This window comes from Nocardia amamiensis (assembly GCF_015477605.1).
GTDB classification, from domain to species: Bacteria; Actinomycetota; Actinomycetes; order Mycobacteriales; family Mycobacteriaceae; genus Nocardia; species Nocardia amamiensis_A.
This window is the reverse complement of record NZ_JADLQX010000022.1, coordinates 19,811-37,273: the sequence shown is the minus strand read 5'-3', so window position 1 is coordinate 37,273 and position 17,463 is coordinate 19,811. Positions and strand designations below refer to the sequence as shown.

Here is a 17,463-nt window from a genome sequence, read left to right as displayed (position 1 = left end):
CCACTACATACGGCCACAACATCATTCTTACTTACTACGGCCGGTAGTACAAGAGATCGGGACAAATCGGGCATAACGGTCCGGATTGTCAGGTGCGATCGGGTCGGCTGATCGGCCTGTGTGGCCTCCCCCGGTGACCTCGGCGTGCTCGTCGGACATGGCCGGATGTCAGCCGGGTTCATGCCCCGGGAAACGTCAAAGACTCATTCTCAGTCGCTGGCGAATCCGTCCGGCGTGGAGAGCAACTCGGCATAGACCGACAGAATTCGGGTGGTATGCCTCGATTGGCGTGGTTCATCGGCGTGTGATGCCAGTGCCCGGCGCATCGCGTGCAGCCGGGTTCGGTCCTGCGCGAGGGCCTTCAGCACGGTGGCCAGCGATTCCACCGACCGGTCGGGGGCGCGGACGCCGCCGGTGTCGGGCACGGTTTCGGAGAGTTCGGGGTCGCAGTACACGACCGGCAGACCCATCGCCATCGCTTCCAGCAGCACCATGCCCTGGGTGTCGCAGTCGGAGGTGAGCAGCAGGAGGTCGTGGGTGCGCATGGCGCTCAGGCAGTCGGCTTGGTCGACCTCGCCGTGCAGGTGGACACGGTGTCCCAGATCCGCGTCGGCGACCGCCGCGCGGGCCCGATCGGCCAGTGGCCCGCTGCCGTAGACGTCCAGCGTGCATTCCTCGACAAGGCGCGCTACCTCGATCGCTTCGAGCGGACGTTTCTCCACGGACAAGCGACCGCACCACAGGGCGCGTAGCGGTGCGTCCGTATTCGTCGCCACGCTGTCGGTGCCGCGGGCACGCTCCAACAGCCCGTCGTCAATTCCGTTGGACACTACGCGAATCGGCCGGTTTACGCCGCGTGCCGCCAACCGGCGGGCGAAGTGATGGGTCGGTACGATCACCCGATCGGCCGCCTGGGCTTGCGCCACCATCGGGCGCCACGCCAGCCGGGCGATCCGGCCGTCGCCGTTGTGTGCCGGGTTTCCGCGCATCGGGACGAACCAGCCGTGCACCAAGCGCATGGTCAAGGCGGACAGATACGGTGCCGGTGAATACTTTTCGATGACCGTTTCGTCACGGCTCTGCATGGTCTGGACGACCGGAATGCCGTGCCTGCGGGCGGCGCGTGCGCCGGAGATCCCGCAGCCGTAGGTCGTCAGCGCGTGCACGATATCGAACGGGCCCCGCTCGGTGAAGGCGGCATCGATCCTGCGTTGGTTCGCCCGAGTGGGAAGGACGACCGGCAGCCCGTTCGACATCGAGATCGGCAGCGCCCCGAGCACTACGGTGTCGGCATCCGGCGCCACGCTTCCCGGTGCGGGAGCACAGAATACGGTGACTCGGTGACCGAGCCGCCGAAGTCCGGCGCACAGTGACCGCATCGCGGTTTGGACGCCACCCAGCGTTGCCGGGTGAAAGTCGGTGAAGATCGCGACGTGCACGGATTCGGCCACGGTTCAGGCCGATGCCGAGACAGCGAGTCGTTCCACCGCGTCCGCCGTGGCGCGGACACCGTTCTCGGCGGATACCGTGCGGCCGAGTTCCTGGGCACGCCTACGTGCCTCGGGTGTCAATGTCCGGACCAGCGCGTCGTGCAGCCGGTCCTCGGTCAGCGAGGGATACGGGAAGTCGGCTCCGATCCCCAGCGATGAAATCCGCCAGCCGTAGAAGAACTGGTCGCTGTGCACGCCGATCACCACCGCGGGCAGGCCGGCGCGCAGCACGTCGTGGGTATTGCCGCTGCCACCGTGATGGACGACCGCGCGACACCGCGGCAGGATCCGGTCGTAGTCGAAGGAATCCAGCACGAAGAGTCTCCGGTCGTACCCGATACCGCGGGGATAGCCTTCACCTCGCACGGTCACCAGGGCGCGGGCTCCCAGCCTGCGGCAGACGGCGGCGATGAGGTCGCAGCACCCGGCGGGATCGAGGATCGGCATACCGGTCATACAGAAGTAGATCGGCGGCTCCCCCTCGTCGAGCCATTCGGTCAGCGCCGGATCGACCACCGCTTCGCCCCACGCGTCGCGCAGGCGAGCGGGCAGGATGGGCGCACCGACGACGGTCGACCGGTCCGGCCAGTCCCGCGGCTTCGGCAGCAGCACCGGACTCACCATGTGCACCAGCGGAACATCGTCCTCGCGCATGCGCCGGAATGGATTCCGTGGCTTCCCCGGCAACTCCATCATTTCGCGCACCCGCCGATCCACCCGTCGATAGGCCACGCCGTACGCCACTTCGAATGCCGAGTAGCTGGCCAACCGCAGTCGCCGCGATGCGATCATGTGCTTGACCATGAACGACGACGGGAACTCGCTGGTGCGTTCGAGCGGATACGGCAGGCATCCGACCACTCTCTGCCCGGTCTTCTCCCCACGCTCCATCGCCCAGGGCAGAGTCGACGCGCAGGACACGATCACTTCGGCCGATTCGCAAGCGCCGCTGAGGACCTGGTGCATCCGCTCACCACGCTCGCCCGCCATGATCTTGACCGTATCCAGCATGATCCGCACGAACGGCAGCGTCTTCCCGGACGACAGTGCGCGCTTGGCCGCGGGCGATTCCAGTAATTCCGCCGAGTTGAACGGGATGACGTGCGGCTCGAAGCCCGAGCGCCGCACCACATCGGCGTAGTTCTCGGTGGCGGTCATCTCGACCTGGTGTCCGCGCGATCGTAGCTCGTCGGCCAAGGCGAGATACGGCTGATGATCGCCACGGGTTCCCGCGGTCAACAATGCGATACGCATACCCTCGACTTCCGTTCGTAATCCGCTGTGATTCGACCGCATTCAGGGTTCGTCCTGCTGTCGGAGCAGCCCAGCCGTGCGGTGCCGATGTTAGTGTCTGCCGGTGACCGAAGACATGCGCTCCGGGCTCCGTATCGGGATTCTCGGTGCGGCCCGCATCGCGCCGGCGTCCCTGATCAAACCAGCCGAGCGGAACCCGGAGGTCGTCGTCGCGGCGGTGGCGGCCCGGGACCGGTCGCGTGCGGAGGGGTTCGCTCGCAAGCACAGCATCCCGCAGGTCTACGACAGCTATCAGGCGCTGATCGATGCGCCCGATCTCGACGCGGTCTATATCCCGCTGCCGAACGGCTTGCACGGCCGCTGGACCCGCGCTGCCGTACAGGCCGGAAAACATGTGCTGTGCGAGAAGCCGTTCACCGCCAATGCCGCCGAGGCATCCGAGATCTCTGCCCTGGCGAGCGCGTCCGATCGCGTCGTGATGGAGGCGTTCCACTACCGCTATCACCCGCTGATGTCGGCCGCCGAACAGGTCATCGCGTCCGGCGAATTGGGGACACTGCGACGGGTGGAAGCCGCGCTGTGCTTTCCGCTGCCGAAGTTCTCCGATATCCGCTACGACTACGCCCTCGCAGGCGGCGCACTGATGGACGCGGGCTGCTACGCCGTGCACATGGCCCGGGTGCTGGGTGGCGAGAACCCGGAAGTGGTTGCCGCGCAGGCCAAGTTGCGCGAACCGCGGATCGACCGGGCCATGACCGCCGAACTGCGCTTCCCGTCCGGACACAGCGGCCACATCCGCTGCTCGATGTGGTCGGCGGACGTGCTGCGCGTCGGCGCCACCGTTATCGGCGAACGCGGGCGGATGCGGCTGGTCAATCCGGTGCTGCCGCATCTGGGACATCTGCTGACGGTCCGCTCCGAGGGCGGCGGGCGGGTGCGCCGGTTCGCGCATCGGGCCTCCTACGACTATCAACTCGACGCCTTCGCCGCCGCGGTGCTGCGCGGCGAGCCGGTCGCCACCGCGCCGAGTGACGCCGTCGACACCATGACCGTCATCGATGCCATCTACCGGACCGCAGGCCTGCCGCTACGCCAGCCGAGCTGACGTCTCGTCGAAGAAATCGACGATATGTCCGAACACGTCCAGCGCCGCGCCGCGGCCGAGGAACGTGTCGAGGTGGCCGTAGGAGGGGATCTCGATATAGCGGACATCGACCCCGGGATTTCGCGCCGAAAGCACCTCGTAGCAAAGCTTGTTGGAATCGAGCCAGGCCTCGTTGCGACTGCCGGACAACAGCAGCACCGGACAATCGATTCGATCGGCGTGGTCGAGCGCGTTCTCCGGGAGGGCGCGGTAGCGCTCGTCGTCGACGTTCCACCGGACCGCGGCGTGCGCCAACTCCATCTGCCGCAGATGAGGCAGTACCGACAGTGGTATCGCGCCGAACAATTCGGCCAGCCGATCATGGGTGCGCGCATCCAGATGGTCGTGCTCGAACAGCCTGGCGCCCATCCCCCACCCGTGCTGGACCATGCGGCAGGTCGGGTCCGGGCAGCCCCCCTTGCGCGACAGCGCCGCGTACAGCAAGGTGCGCCGGGACCAGAGCCCGACCTTGCGGAAGTCGGATTCGATGTGGCTGACCCGCGAGCCGATCAGTTCGCTGCCGAGCAGCACCCGCATGCGCGTCGACGTGCTGACCTTGGGGGTCAGGAAGACGCCCTGTGCGACCACGCCTGCCAGTCCGGGCAGCAGTCCGGCGGTCATGCTCAGCGAGAGGGCCAGCGCGCCGATGCAGTGCGCCACGACGAACAGCGGACGGTCCGCGATTCGCTCCCTGATCTGTGCGACCGCGGCGGGCAGGTCGTAGAGCGCGACATCGTCGAAGGTGTAGGCCGGTCCGGATTCGTTGTAGGGCAGGCGGCAACTGCCACGCCAGTCGAGCAGCCAGGACTGGTATCCCGCATCGGTCAGTACGTCGGTGACATTGCGAATCTCGGGAAGTGCGAACATCTCCGATGACACCCCGTGCCCATGTACCAGCAGCACCGCGGGTGCGTCGGCGGGCCCGATTCGACGCAACGCGAGGTCGAGACCGTCGGTGGTTCGGAAGGAAATCGCCTCTTCCGCATCGAGTTCCGGCACGGTCGATCGTAAATCGGTCATCGGCGGTGCTCCTTACGCACTGCTCGGCGCAGATCCAATAGATCGACACCGACCCGGAGGATCGGTTCCAGCAGACCTTTGCCGAGCTGGCCGCCGAACCAGCTGAGCCACAGCAGTTTCGCCAGCCGCTGCTGTCGTTCGGGCAGCCGTGGATCGACCTGGATGCCGTCGATCTGGTCGGACAGGTAGGTGTGCATCGGCACGGCGACCTCGCCGTTGTACAACGCGGACTCCCCGGTGCGTCCGATCTCGATCACCTGTGTTCCGAGTTGCCGGACCATGCGTCGCCGCGCCGCGGCGAACTTGTATCCCTCCAGCCACCAGGTTCCGCCGGAGGAGTCACGCAGCGTCAGCCGGTAATGCATGATCGGATGCCGCACTTCGTGACGCAGCGGTATCCCGTCCTGCGGCCGGACCGTCGCCGTGCCCTCGACGGCGAGCGGCTCGTCGCCCAATCCAGCGCAGGTGAGCTCGCCGGTGACGTCGATGGTCCGAGCGGTGAACATCTGCGCGCTGCTCGCGACGGCCAGCGTCAGCCGGAGATCGCAGGGGATATCGGCGGCCTCGCCGATGGGTCCGATCGTCCCGGTGAGTGTTTCGTTGAACCGCAGATAGGGCTCGTCACCGGGCTGTGGTCCGACGCTGGGCAGGGCCGTGAGCATCCGGCTGCGTGCGGCCGGACCGGGTGTCGCGGGCGCGGGCAGGCCATTGGCGGACACGAACGCTTCAGTGCGCACGGCCGATGCGGGGGGTGCGGTGACCATCGCCGCCAGCTGACGCCGGGCGACGGGACTCTGCAGCACCTGCGCCAGCGATTCCAGTTCCGGTACCGGTTCCTCTCTGATCGAGCGGACCACGTCATCGCACCACTGCTCCCAGTGCTGCACGCGAATACCCATACCGGCCAGCGAGGTTTCGGCGACCACCTGCTCGAGTGAGGTCGGCGCGCCGGTGAGGTGATAGGTATGGCCCCAGGCGTTCGGCGTGCCGACGATCTCCGCGGCCACCCGGCTGACCCAATCCACCGGGGCGGCATTGAGGTACCGGAATCCCGGTGCGGTGCGGAATCGCATCAAGGCCGCAGTGATTCCGGCGTTGAGGTCTCGCGGATTGTGGGCACCTGTCTCCGGGTGGCTGCCGATGCCGCCCGGTCGGAGGATGGTCACCACGAGTCCGTGTTCGCCCGCACGGCGCAGTAGCGCCTCGGCCGCCCATTTCGATCGGTCGTAGCCGATGGGCAGCGCGGCGACGTTGGCGGTCGGATCGTCCTCGCCCAGCGTGGCGGCACCCGATCCGTTGAACACTGCCAGCGAGGAGATGTGGTGCACCGGTTTCGGCCGGTCGGTGCAGGCCAGCTCGGCGAGGGTCAGCGGACCGAGGACGTTGGTCCGGCGCAGCGACGGATAGCCGCGCAGGAAATCCACTGCGGCGCCGGCGTTGACGATCGCATCCACGTCCGCGGCGAGAGTCGTCCACCGGTCGTCGGACAGGCCGAGCCGGGGTAGGCGCAGATCGCCCGCCAGCGGCGTCACGCGCCGCAGCACCTCCCGGCTCCAGGGCAGCGCGAAGCGCCGTAAGGCTTGCTCCAGCCGTTGGGCGGCGGCGGCATCGTCGTCGGCGCGGATCAGGCACACCACGTGGGCGCCGCTGTGCCGCAACAGGTCGAGCAGGAGGTGACTGCCGAGAAAGCCGGTCGCACCGGTCAGCAGGATGCGGCGCGGCGCGACCAGCTCCGGCGCGGCCACCAGCGGCAATCGGTCGGCGCCCGCGAGATCGGCGAAGAGCTGCGCGAGGTCATCGGTATCGGCTTCGGCGTCCGGCCGCGGCAGTGCGGGTTCCGGGTGGTCGGCCAGCCAGCGGTGCGCCAGCCTGTGGGGTCGCGCGTCGAAGAACACCGTGTCCAGATCCAGGTGGACATCCAGCTCACGCGCCAGTGCCGCGACGAACTCCACCGCGGCGATGGAGGTGCCGCCCGCATCGAAGAAATCCGTGTCCGCGTCCATGGTTGTCGCGGTGAACCGATTCGCCACCGCGGTCACCGATGCGGCCAACGCCTCGGCATCCATTCGGAGCATGCCCTGTGCGGTGTCGGCTGCAGGCGCGGCGCCACCGGTTTGGACGAGCGGCATGTGTCCACCGTTTTCGACGAGCGGCACGTGTCCATCGGTTTCGACGAGCGGGGCACGTCCATCGGTTTCGGCGAGCGGGGCCGTGCCCTTGCCGCCGGCGCGGGCGAGCAGCGCGGCGACGTCCAGTCCGCCAGCGCCTCGTTCCAGGGTTTCGCCGCGCACACGACGGTCGACGTTCGGGTTGCGGACCTTTGTCGGCTCCTCAGGAGCGGTCACCCTGTCACGTCCTCTCCATTCCCCAGCGTCTCCCAGGACCGGAACTCCCGCAGGTGATCCGGTGTCGCGGACACGTCCAGCCGTTGATCGCCGGAGGCGCCGCCGAGCAGGCGCGCGGCCAACCGGCGCGCGGGCGCGTTGCGGACGGTGTGCTCGACCGACATCCGTACCGTGGCGCAGCCGAGCGTATCGGCCCGATCCGCCACCCAGCTCAGCAGCCGCTCCTCGACGCCGCGTCCGATGGCCCGGCAGCTCAGTTGCCAGCCGCTGATCCACAGATCGTCCGCATCCGCCCGTAGTGCGAGTACCGAGATCAGGCCGTAGTCGCCGAACCGGTCACGTGCCGTCGCGGTCCAAACCTCGCCCTCGTCGCGCCACCTGTCGAGATCGTCGACCGTGACCTCGGCGAGGGTGAACTGCGTGGTCCGCCGCACGAGTTGTCGTGCACGCTCCATGGTGGCGTCGGTCAGCGGCGCGATGTCGACAGCGAGGTTCAGCTGCTCGAGGAATTCCGCGAATTCCGCCGTGGCGCGCACACGGTCGCGCTCCTGGTCCTGGCGATAGAAGTCGGCCCGCGCGCGGTCCTCGGCCGTCGCGGCGACCGGAACCATCGGCCACAATCGCGCCAGGAACGATTCCAGTTCACCGGCGGGAGGACACGTCACCGACAGCACCTCCGGCAACAGTGCCCGCATACGCGCCACTTCCACCGGGTTGTCGTCGAGATAGCAGAAGGTGTCCAGTCCCAGCCCCAGTGTGCGAGCGATCGCCTCCAGCCGCTCGGGCTTACCGCTCCAGCCCGCCGAGACGGCGGCGAAATGTTCGCGGTGCAGCGGGCTGTCGGACCGGTCCAGGATTTCGCCGACGATATCGTCATCGTTGTTGGTCACCAGCACCAGCAGCGTTCCCGCCGCGCGCCACTGCACCAGCCGCCTGGCCAGTGCTCGGCGGGGCTCATCGAAAGCCACAGCGGCGGAGCCGATCTCGCCCGCCGTCCCGCTCCACAAAGTGTCGTCGCCGTCCACGGCGATCACCTTCGGCGCGGGCTCCGTCACGGCAGCGGCGGTCGCGACGAGGGTCAGGGCGACCGCCGCCTGGAATTCCGGTGTGAAGGGCAGGTGCGCCAGGATCTCGGTCCGGTCGTCGAAGGGGTTGTCCACCGGATGGTGGCGCGTCCACTCCCGCGGTTCCAGCACCGCGACCCCGGGGATGTCGCGCAGGCGTTCGGCGACGAGCCGCTCCCACGCGAGCAGCCGTTCCTCCGTGCGGGCCGAGGGCAAGATGCCGACAATGACCGGCCGGTGCGTGCGTTGGGCCACTTCTCGCACCGCCGCCGGATATTCGGCGGCGAGCTCGGCGAGCAGGTCATCGGAGACCGCGCCGAAACGTTCCAGATCCGCCGCGCGCAGCAGCACGATCCCCAGTGCCGTCGACGGTTGCGCGAAGACACCCGACGGGTCACGCAGGCAGGACAGCACATGGTGATACGGCGCCTCCGCGATGGTGATCGCCGTGGCATCCGAGGATGCCGCTACCAGGAGTTCGGGCAACCGGCCGAGCGCGAAGGTCGCGCCCAGCGCCGCACGGAGACCGGAGACCAGCTGTTCAGTCGTGCCGGGCCGGGCGGGCGCCCCGGGGTCGGCGACCGCGGCCGCGACGGTGTCGAGGTATTCCGCGCCGAACTCGGCGCAGGTACCGGCGTCGATGATGTCGCTGTTGTAGGTCAACCACACTCGGCCGGTATCCGGCAGCACCGCCACCATGAGATCGAGATCGGAATAGCCGGTGCTCACCGGGACGATCGCGGCTTGTGCGACCGCCGAATTGGCGCGCAGGTAGTTGAAGTACACCTCGATCAACGGCGCGTTCTCGCGGTACAGGCCCTCGGTGGCCAGCGCGGCGAGCACATCCGCGAAGCCCGCGCCGGGCGCGAGCAGATTCCGCAGCCGCTCACCGGTGCGGCGCAGCACGTCGCCGACGAGGTCATCGGCCTCCACGGCGGCCGGAAATGGAACGGGCACACCGAAATACCCGACGGCGTCGGTCGCATCGGCGTGCATGCGGGTATCCACCGGAACCGCGAGGGCGAACCGGTCGACCTGCTGCCGTCGTGCCAGCACGACGGCCAGCGCGCCGAGGAATACCGCGGCCGGGGTGATGCCGAGGTCGCGGGCCCGGTCGGCGACCCGGTCGTGCAATCCGGCCGGCATCTCCAGCGCGACCGATCCCGCACCGTAGCTGCGCTCAGCCGGACGAGGCCGCGCCAAGGTCAACTCGAGCCGGCGAGATCCGGCGAAGGCGTCGCGCCACCGGGTGATCGCGGTGTCCTCGCCGTCGCGCCTGCTCGACTGCGCGGCGAGCAGTTGATGCATATCGCGGTTGGTCACGGCGTCGGCGAGCTGCGCGCCGGACAGTTCCGCGGCGAGTTCGCCCGCGACCAGCAGCATCGACTGCACATCGCTCATACTGTGATGCGCGCCGAAAAGCAGTACCGGATCAGCGGTTTCGGCATTGAGAAGTTCGAAGCGCCACAGCGGGCCGGTCGCCAGATCGAAAGGCAGCGCCATCAGTTCGCGGAAGCGCTCCTGTACGACGGCGTCATCGAGACGGTCGAGGTCGCGCCAACCGGCCAGAGTGCCGGGTTCGCGGCGGATCTCCAGCTGCCGTCCGTGCTCCTGGCTGGGCCGGATAGTGGTGCGCAGCGCCGCATGCCTGCGGGCCAGCCGCGCCAGCGCCTGCTCCAGCTGGGGCCAGGTGATCGGCGCGGGTAGCCGCACGGCGACGCCGCCGGTCTGCGCGGCGGCGGGGATACCGAGTCGTTCGGTCCGCAGCAGACGCATCATGTCGCGAGTCACCGGCAGCACTTCTACTTCGGGTACTTCGGTGGCCGCGGCGTCGGGCGCGTCGGTGCCGGTCTGCCGCAGTATCTCACCGACGAGGTGGTCGGCGAGGTCTCCGAGGCTCTGCCCGGCGAGGATCGTGCCGAGCGGCACCGAGATTCCGGTGTGCTCGCGCACCTTGTTGCGCAGCTCGACCGCCATCAACGAGTCCAGACCCAGACTCTGGAAGGGCTGCTCGGCCGCGACCGTCTCGGTGCCCGCATGGCCGAGCACATCACCGGTCCACTCGACCACCGCGGCGAGCGCCATGGCGGTGGCCTCCGCGCGCGGTACGGCCCGCAGTTGTTCGGCGAAGCGCGATCCCGAGGCCACGTCGACGGTCGCGCGGTCGGCCACGGCCCGGCGCGGCGCGCGGCGCACGAGCCCGCGCAGCAGCGGCGGGACAGCCTGTGCGCGGCGCAGCACGTCGGTATCGAGCAGCAACGGGACGAGCACTGGATCACCGGCCCGCAGCGCGGCGTCGAAACAGGCCATCCCCTCCGGCACTGAGAATGCGCGGATGCCGGCACGCGCGATGCGCCGGATATCGGCTTGCGCCATGTGGTCGTGCATGTCAACCTCCCACGCGCCCCAGGCCAGCGACTGTGCGGGGAGACCGAGCGACCGGCGACGAAGTGCCAGCGCGTCGAGATAGGCATTGGCAGCCGCGTAGTTGGCCTGCCCCGGTGTGCCGAACAGGCTCCCCGCCGCGGAGAAAAGCACGAAGATCGAAAGCTCCCGATTGGCCGTCAGCTCGTGCAGGTGGTATGCCGCATCGACTTTCGGACGTAGCACGGCGTCGAGCTGCGCGGGTGTCAACGAGCCGAGTGTGCTGTCGTCGAGGACGCACGCCGCGTGAACCACACCGGCCAGCGGCATACCGTCGAGCAGTTGCGCCAGAGCCGACCGGTCGGTGACATCGCAGCGCGCGAATCGCACACGCACCCCGCGGCTCTCCAACTCCTCCCGCAAGTCGGCGCTGCCGGGGCCATCGATACCGCGGCGACTGACCAGCACCAAATCTCGGGCCCCGTACGCATCGGCCAAGTGCCGGGCCAGTGCCGACCCGAGCCGTCCCGGAGCCCCGGTGACCAGCACGGCGCCCTCCCCCAGTGGCACCCTGCCTTCCGATGCTCGTCCCGCGCTCTCCGGCAGTCGAGCCAGCCGCGGCACGAACGCCACACCGTCGCGCACGGCGATCTGCTGCTCCTTCGTGGCGAGAAGCGCGGCGATATCCACCTCGGCGTCGGCTGTGTCGACCAGCATGATCCGACCGGGATTCTCCGACTGCGCGGAACGCACCAGCCCCCACACCACCGCGCCCGCCGGATCCGGACTGTCCGCACCGGGCAATGCGACAGCGCGGCGGGTTCGTACGACCAGCGTCGTCTGCTCGAATCGACTGTCGGCCAGAATCGTTTGCAGCCCCGCCAGAATCTGCTGGGCCGTGTCGTGCACCTGACTCGGCGACCCGCCTTCGGGCACCGGCAGCACGATCGCGTCAGCGGCCATCGGGACCGCGGAGTCCCATTCGGCCAAGGTGAGCGTCCGGCCCGGCGCGGGCAGCGGAAGCTCCGACCAGTCCATCCGGAACAAGCGACGGTACGCGGGCGCGATCGAAGCGGCACTCCACTGCGCTGCGGCGACCGCACGCGACAGCACCGAACCCACCGACACCACCGGCCGTCCCGTCCGGTCAGTCGCGGACATGGTGACGGTGCCGGGCCCCGACCGGGTGAGCCGGACGCGCAGCGCGGTGGCGCCGGATGCCCACAGTGCGACATCGGTCCACACGAACGGCAGCAGGGCATGCTCGCCATCGGCGGCGAACAGCGCGGTGGCGTGCAGGGCGGCATCCAGCAATGCCGGATGGATACCGAACTTCGCGGCATCGCGGTGAGCGGATTCGGGCAGTTCGACCTCGGCGAAGATTTCGTCATCACGTCGCCAGGCCGCCCGCATCGCCTTGAACAGCGGACCATAGTGGTGCCCGCGCGTGAACAGCTCGGCGTACAGGTCGTCGACGTCGACGCGCACCGCTTCGGCTGGCGGCCACTCCGGCGAATCAGTCTGCGTGGGAAGAGGTTCGGGCTGCTCGGCCAGTGTGCCGTCGGCATGGAGCGTCCACTGGGCATCCGGATCGTGTTCGTCGCGGGCGTAGATGCGCACCGCGCGGCGGTTGTCGGCGTCGGCGCCGCCGACCACCGCCTGGATCTGCAATGCTCCGCGATCGGGGACGAGCATCGGGGCGCGCAACACCAGCTCCCGTACCACCGGGCTGTCCACTTCGTCACCGGCGCGGACAGCCAGTTCGACCATCGCCGCACCAGGCACCAGCACGGTGTCGAGGCCAGCGTGATCGGTCACCCACGGCTGCTGTTGCCGCGACAGCCGCCCCGTCAATGTGACGCCGCCCGACTCCGGCTGCGGCACGCCCGCGCCCAGAATGGGGTGCGCGACGTCCTGAAGCCCGAGCGAAGCGGTGTTGCGGTTGACGGGGTCGGTCCAGAACCGCCGCTCGTCGAAGGCATAGGTGGGCAGGTCCACCCGCCCGTATTCGGGAACCAACCGGGTCCAGTCGAGTTCGTGGCCCGCGACATACAGTTCGGCCTGCGACCTGGCCAGGCAGGTGGGACCATCCTGGTCCCGTACCAGCGAACCCACGGCCACCACCTCGCGCGCGAGTTCCTCCGCCACCGTCCGGACGGCCGCGGTCAGCGACGGGTGCACGCCGAGTTCGACGAAATACCGGAACCCGTCACCGATCATGCGCTCGATCGTGGCCGCGAACCGCACGGTCTCGCGTGCGTTCCGATACCAGTAGTCGGGTGCGATCGGTTCGTTCGGCATCAGTTCGCCCGAAACCGTCGAATACCATGGTGTCGCAGGTGAATCCGCGGTCATACCGGCGAGTTCCGCCGTCAGAGGATCGCGGATGGACTCGATCAACCGGCAGTGCCCGGCGAATCCGGGACCGGCGGCGCCGAGCCGCGTGTAGATTCCCGCGCGGTCCATCTCGGCCAGCAGCTCTTCCACCGCCGCCTGCTCGCCCGCCACGATCGTCGACCGACGCACATTGACCGCCGCGATCGATACCCGGCCGTCGAACTCCGCCAGCCGCGGGCTGACCTCGGCCTCGGGCAGGCCGATCATCGCCATCGCGCCCGGGTCGGTGATGCCCTGCATCAGGCGGCTGCGGGCCATGACGATCTTTGCGGCGTCGCTCAATTCGATGACACCCGCGCAGTAGGCGGCGGCGATCTCGCCCTGGCTGTGGCCGATCACCGCATCCGGGGTGACGCCCGCCGCCCGCCAGGCCGCCGCGAGCGCGGCCATGGTCGCGAACAGCAGCGGCTGCACGACTGGGAAATCACCGAGGTCGGCGGCGGTCATGGTGGTCAACCTGTCGCTCAGCGACCAGCCGAGGTGTGCGTTGAAAGCCTTGTCGCACTTCTCGAATTCGGTGCGGAACTCCTCGGAGCGAGTGAGCATATCGCGCGCCATGCCCACCCACTGCGTGCCCTGCCCGGGGAAGACGAATGCGGTCTTGGCGTTGGTGAGCACCGGACCGGCGCCGACGACGGCATTCGGCGACGATCTGCCGTCGACCAGATCGCGCAGCGCGCGGACCATCTCATCCCGATCTTCCGCAACCACGGCCGCACGTCGCTCGAACTGGGTGCGCTGCAACGCCAGTGCGCGCGAGACCGGCCCCGGTTCCAACTGCGGATCGGCGACCACCAGGCCGAGCAGCCGTTCGGCCTGACCGCGCAGCGACGCCTCGCTGCGGGCCGAGATCGGCAGCAGCGCCACGCTCCGGTCGTCGATCATCGTGCCGGACACGACCGCGGGCTCGGACGGAGCCTCCTCGAGGATCAGGTGCGCGTTCGTGCCGCTGAGCCCGAAAGCACTCACACCGGCGCGCCGGAGCCGATCGCCCCTTCGCCACGGCATGGGTTCGGCCTGCACCGTCAAGCCGCTTCGCTCCCAGTCGACCTGCGGTGACGGCACACCCGCATTCAGAGTGGCGGGGATTCGTTCGTGTTGCAGTGCGAGCACCAGCTTGATGACGCTGGCCACGCCCGCCGCGGCCTGAGTGTGCCCCACGTTGGATTTCAGCGACCCGATACCGAGCCGCCGCTGCGGGTCCCGATCCGGCCCGAAAACCCGCGCCAGCGCGCGCGCCTCGATCGGATCACCGAGCGCCGTACCCGTGCCGTGCGCCTCGACATAGTCGATATCGTGCGGCGCCAGACCCGCGACGCGAAGTGCCGAGCGCAGCACCTGCTCTTGGGCAGCGCCGTTCGGCGCGCTCAGCCCCTGGCTGCGGCCGTCCTGGTTTACGGCGGAACCACGAATGACGGCGAGGACCCGGTCCCCGTCACGGCGTGCGTCACCGAGACGCTTCAACAGCAGCAGACCGGCGCCCTCGGCCCACACCGTTCCGTCGCCGTCGGCGGAGAACGGCGCACACCGACCCGTCGGCGACAGCACACCCAACCGGCACAATTCGATATGGGCGGTCGGTGACATCAGCAGCGTGGCCCCGCCGGCCAAGGCGAGATCGCACTCCCCCGCGCGCAGTGCCTGCATCGCCAGGTGCATCGCGACGATCGACGAGGAGCAAGCCGTGTCCAGCGTGACCGCCGGACCGTGCAGCCCCAGCGTGTAGGCGATCCGGCCGGACGCGACACTCGGCGAAAGTCCCGTGCCCACCTGACCGTTCAGCTGTTCCGGCGCGGCGTCGGCCAGATAGCCGGTGCTGTACACGCCGAGATAGACGCCGGTCGCGCTGCCGTGCAGGGTGCGTGGATCGCGGCCCGACCGCTCGATCGCCTCCCAGCTGAGCTGCAACATCATGCGCTGCTGCGGATCCATCACCGCGGCCTCACGCGGGCCGATGCCGAAGAAAGCGGCATCGAAGCGATCGATGCCGTCGACATATCCGCCGCGGAAGGTGTACGCCTTGCCTGTCGCGGAGGTGTCGGGGTCGTACAGCCCGTCGATATCCCAACGGCCCGGGGGTACCTCGGTGAGCGCGTCGCCGTTGCTGTCCAGCAGCCGCCACAGTGCCTCGGGTGAATCCGCGCCGCCGGGCAACCGGCAGGACATCGACAGGATGGCGATCGCGTCGTCGTCCGCGTCGTCAGCGGCCGCAACCGCCTCGGCACCGGCCGGGCCCGACTCGTCCGGTGCGGCGTCCGCCGGACGCCCCCCGGAGGCCAGTGCCGTGGCCACTTCGTCGATCGTGGGATGGTCGAAGAACAGATTCGTGTCGATGAAGCGTCCGAGGAATTCCGACAGGTCGACCACCAGCTCGACCAGATCGGCCGAGCCCAAACCGAATTCGACCATGGGCCGATGCACATCGATGCGTTCCGGATCCAGCGCTGCCTGCCGCGCGATCGCCGTCACCAGCCAGGATCGGACGGCCTCCGCGGACGGCTCCGCCGCGGACGCCGCGTTCTCCGGTCCGGCTTCGTAGTCGTCCAGCTCGTCCTCCGGCGACCGCACCGGACCCGCCGAGAGCGCGAGCAACTCGCCGGACAGGTACGCCGCCCGGCACGCCGAACGCTGGATCTTCCCACTGCTGGTCTTGTAGATGGTGCCCGGCCGGATCAGCAGCACGGCAGCGAGTGTGAGCCCGTGGTCGGTCGCCACCGCCGCACGCACGGCGCCCTCGATCTCGGCCAACTCGCCGGGATCCTCGCAGCGCACCTCGGCCACCACGACCGGCTGCTCGCCGCCCACTCCGATGTCGACGGCAAAGGCCGCGACGCAGCCGGCCCGGACATTGTCGTGCGCCGCCTCGACGGTCAGCTCGATGTCCTGCGGATAATGGTTGCGGCCGTCGACGATCAGCAGATCCTTGCGTCTTCCGGTGACGAACAGCTCGCCACCGGAAAGGAATCCGAGGTCCCCGGTACGCAGGAACCGGCGATCGTCACCGGGCAGCGTCGCCCCGAACACCTCGGCGGTGGCCTGCTCGTCACGGAAATATCCCGCGGCCACGCTGTCCCCGGCGACCCAGATCTCACCTTCGTCCCCGTCGGCGCGCTCGGTACCGCGCTCGGGGTCGACGACCGCGATCGAGAGCCCCTCGGGCGGCTGCCCGACACCGACCAGCTCCGCGCCGCGCGTGCGCTTCGAGGCACCGGATCGTCCGGCGACCTCCAACAGCGTCGGTGTACCGGCGGTGGACGACGCGGTCACGATCAAGGTGGCTTCGGCCAGACCATAGACCGGCTGGAGGGATTCGGCGCGGAAGCCGGCCCGAGCGAAGGTCTCGGTGAACCGCCGCACCGTCGCGGCACGCACGGGCTCGGAGCCATTGAACGCCACCCGCCATCGGCTCAGGTCGAGCCGATCGATTCGTTCCGGCGAAATCCGGCGCAAGCACAGTTCGTAGGCGAAGTTGGGTCCGCCGCTGGTGTGGGCGCGGTACGTCGAGATCGCCTCCAGCCACCGCTCAGGGCGCTGGAGGAAATGCAGCGGCGACATCAGCACCGAATTCCCGCCGAGGTAGACCGTCTGGAGTATCGGCGCGATGAGCCCCATGTCGTGGTACATCGGCAACCAGCTGGCGAACAGCGCACCGTCCCAGGATTCGATCACCGCGCGGTCGTGACCGAGCCCCGCGGCGATCGCACGCTGGTTGTGCAGCAGATTCCCATGGGTGAGCAGCACACCCCGCGGCGTGCTGGTCGAGCCGGAGGTGTACTGGATGAAGGCGATCGAGTCGGGTCGCAGCTCCGGCTCCCGCCACTGCGGTGCTCGGTCGTCGGCTATCTCGTCGGTGGCCAGCCACGGCAAGCCGGCCAGCTCGGGAATCTGCGCACGCAGCGCGGCGGAATCCGCGACGATACGCCGCGAGGCCAGCACCACATCGACATCCGCGTGCGCCACCATCCGCCGCAGCCGGTGCAGCGACCGGTTCTCCCATTCCGGCAGCGGCGCGGGAACGGCGACCACTCCGGCCGCCAAGCATCCGAAGAACGCCTCGATGAACTCCGGGCCTGCCGGATACAACAGCAGCGCCCGCCGCGGCATCGAGTCCTGGAGTGCGGCGCCGATCGCCCTGGCACGGACACCCAGGTCGGCGTACCGCATTTCGCGGACGACACCGTCGACGTCACCGCTGTCGAGGAACCGGTACACCAACTCGGTTGGCCGATTCCCGACTTGGGCGAAGAGTGTCTCGACGAAAGTGTTGTGCACGAACTACTTCCTCTACCGGTGAAACTCGAGATTCAGCCGGTCCTGGTTCCCTGAAGTACGGAGGAACGGCAGGCGGCGCGTTCTGACTGACAGCGGACACAATATATCCGTCG

The 17,463-nt window shown here is 68.8% G+C and carries 6 protein-coding genes; 1 reads left to right on the top strand and 5 read right to left on the bottom strand.

Annotation, left to right across the window (positions count from 1 at the left end; translation table 11 throughout):
- Positions 1-209: 209 nt before the first annotated feature.
- Entirely contained in the window at positions 210-1,451 is a 1,242-nt protein-coding gene (locus tag IU459_RS25875; RefSeq protein ID WP_324199026.1) for a glycosyltransferase, read from the bottom strand.
- A gap of 3 nt (positions 1,452-1,454) precedes the next feature.
- On the bottom strand, positions 1,455-2,744 hold the full coding sequence (locus tag IU459_RS25870; protein ID WP_195132173.1) for a glycosyltransferase: 1,290 nt from the start codon (positions 2,742-2,744) through the stop codon (positions 1,455-1,457).
- Between the two features lie 115 nt (positions 2,745-2,859).
- On the opposite strand from IU459_RS25870, the gene IU459_RS25865 reads away from it, so the two are divergent.
- Entirely contained in the window at positions 2,860-3,849 is a 990-nt protein-coding gene (locus IU459_RS25865; RefSeq protein WP_195132261.1) for a Gfo/Idh/MocA family protein, read from the top strand.
- On the opposite strand, the gene IU459_RS25860 is transcribed toward IU459_RS25865, so the two are convergent.
- From IU459_RS25860 to IU459_RS25850, 3 genes are read right to left on the bottom strand one after another with little or no spacing between them, the layout of a single operon-like run.
- Positions 3,832-4,908 carry an alpha/beta hydrolase gene (locus tag IU459_RS25860; RefSeq protein WP_195132172.1) on the bottom strand — a complete coding sequence of 359 codons (1,077 nt, stop codon included), beginning with the start codon at positions 4,906-4,908 and terminating at the stop codon, positions 3,832-3,834. The genes IU459_RS25865 and IU459_RS25860 overlap by 18 nt on opposite strands.
- Positions 4,905-7,253: a thioester reductase domain-containing protein gene (locus IU459_RS25855; RefSeq protein ID WP_324199025.1), complete on the bottom strand. Its 2,349-nt coding sequence runs from the start codon at positions 7,251-7,253 to the stop codon at positions 4,905-4,907. The genes IU459_RS25860 and IU459_RS25855 overlap by 4 nt, the downstream gene beginning before the upstream one ends.
- The gene (locus IU459_RS25850; RefSeq protein WP_195132171.1) at positions 7,250-17,350 is read right to left on the bottom strand and encodes a type I polyketide synthase; all 10,101 of its coding nucleotides are present in this window, start codon (positions 17,348-17,350) and stop codon (positions 7,250-7,252) included. Before IU459_RS25850 ends, IU459_RS25855 begins: the two co-directional genes overlap by 4 nt.
- Between the last annotated feature and the right edge of the window lie 113 nt (positions 17,351-17,463).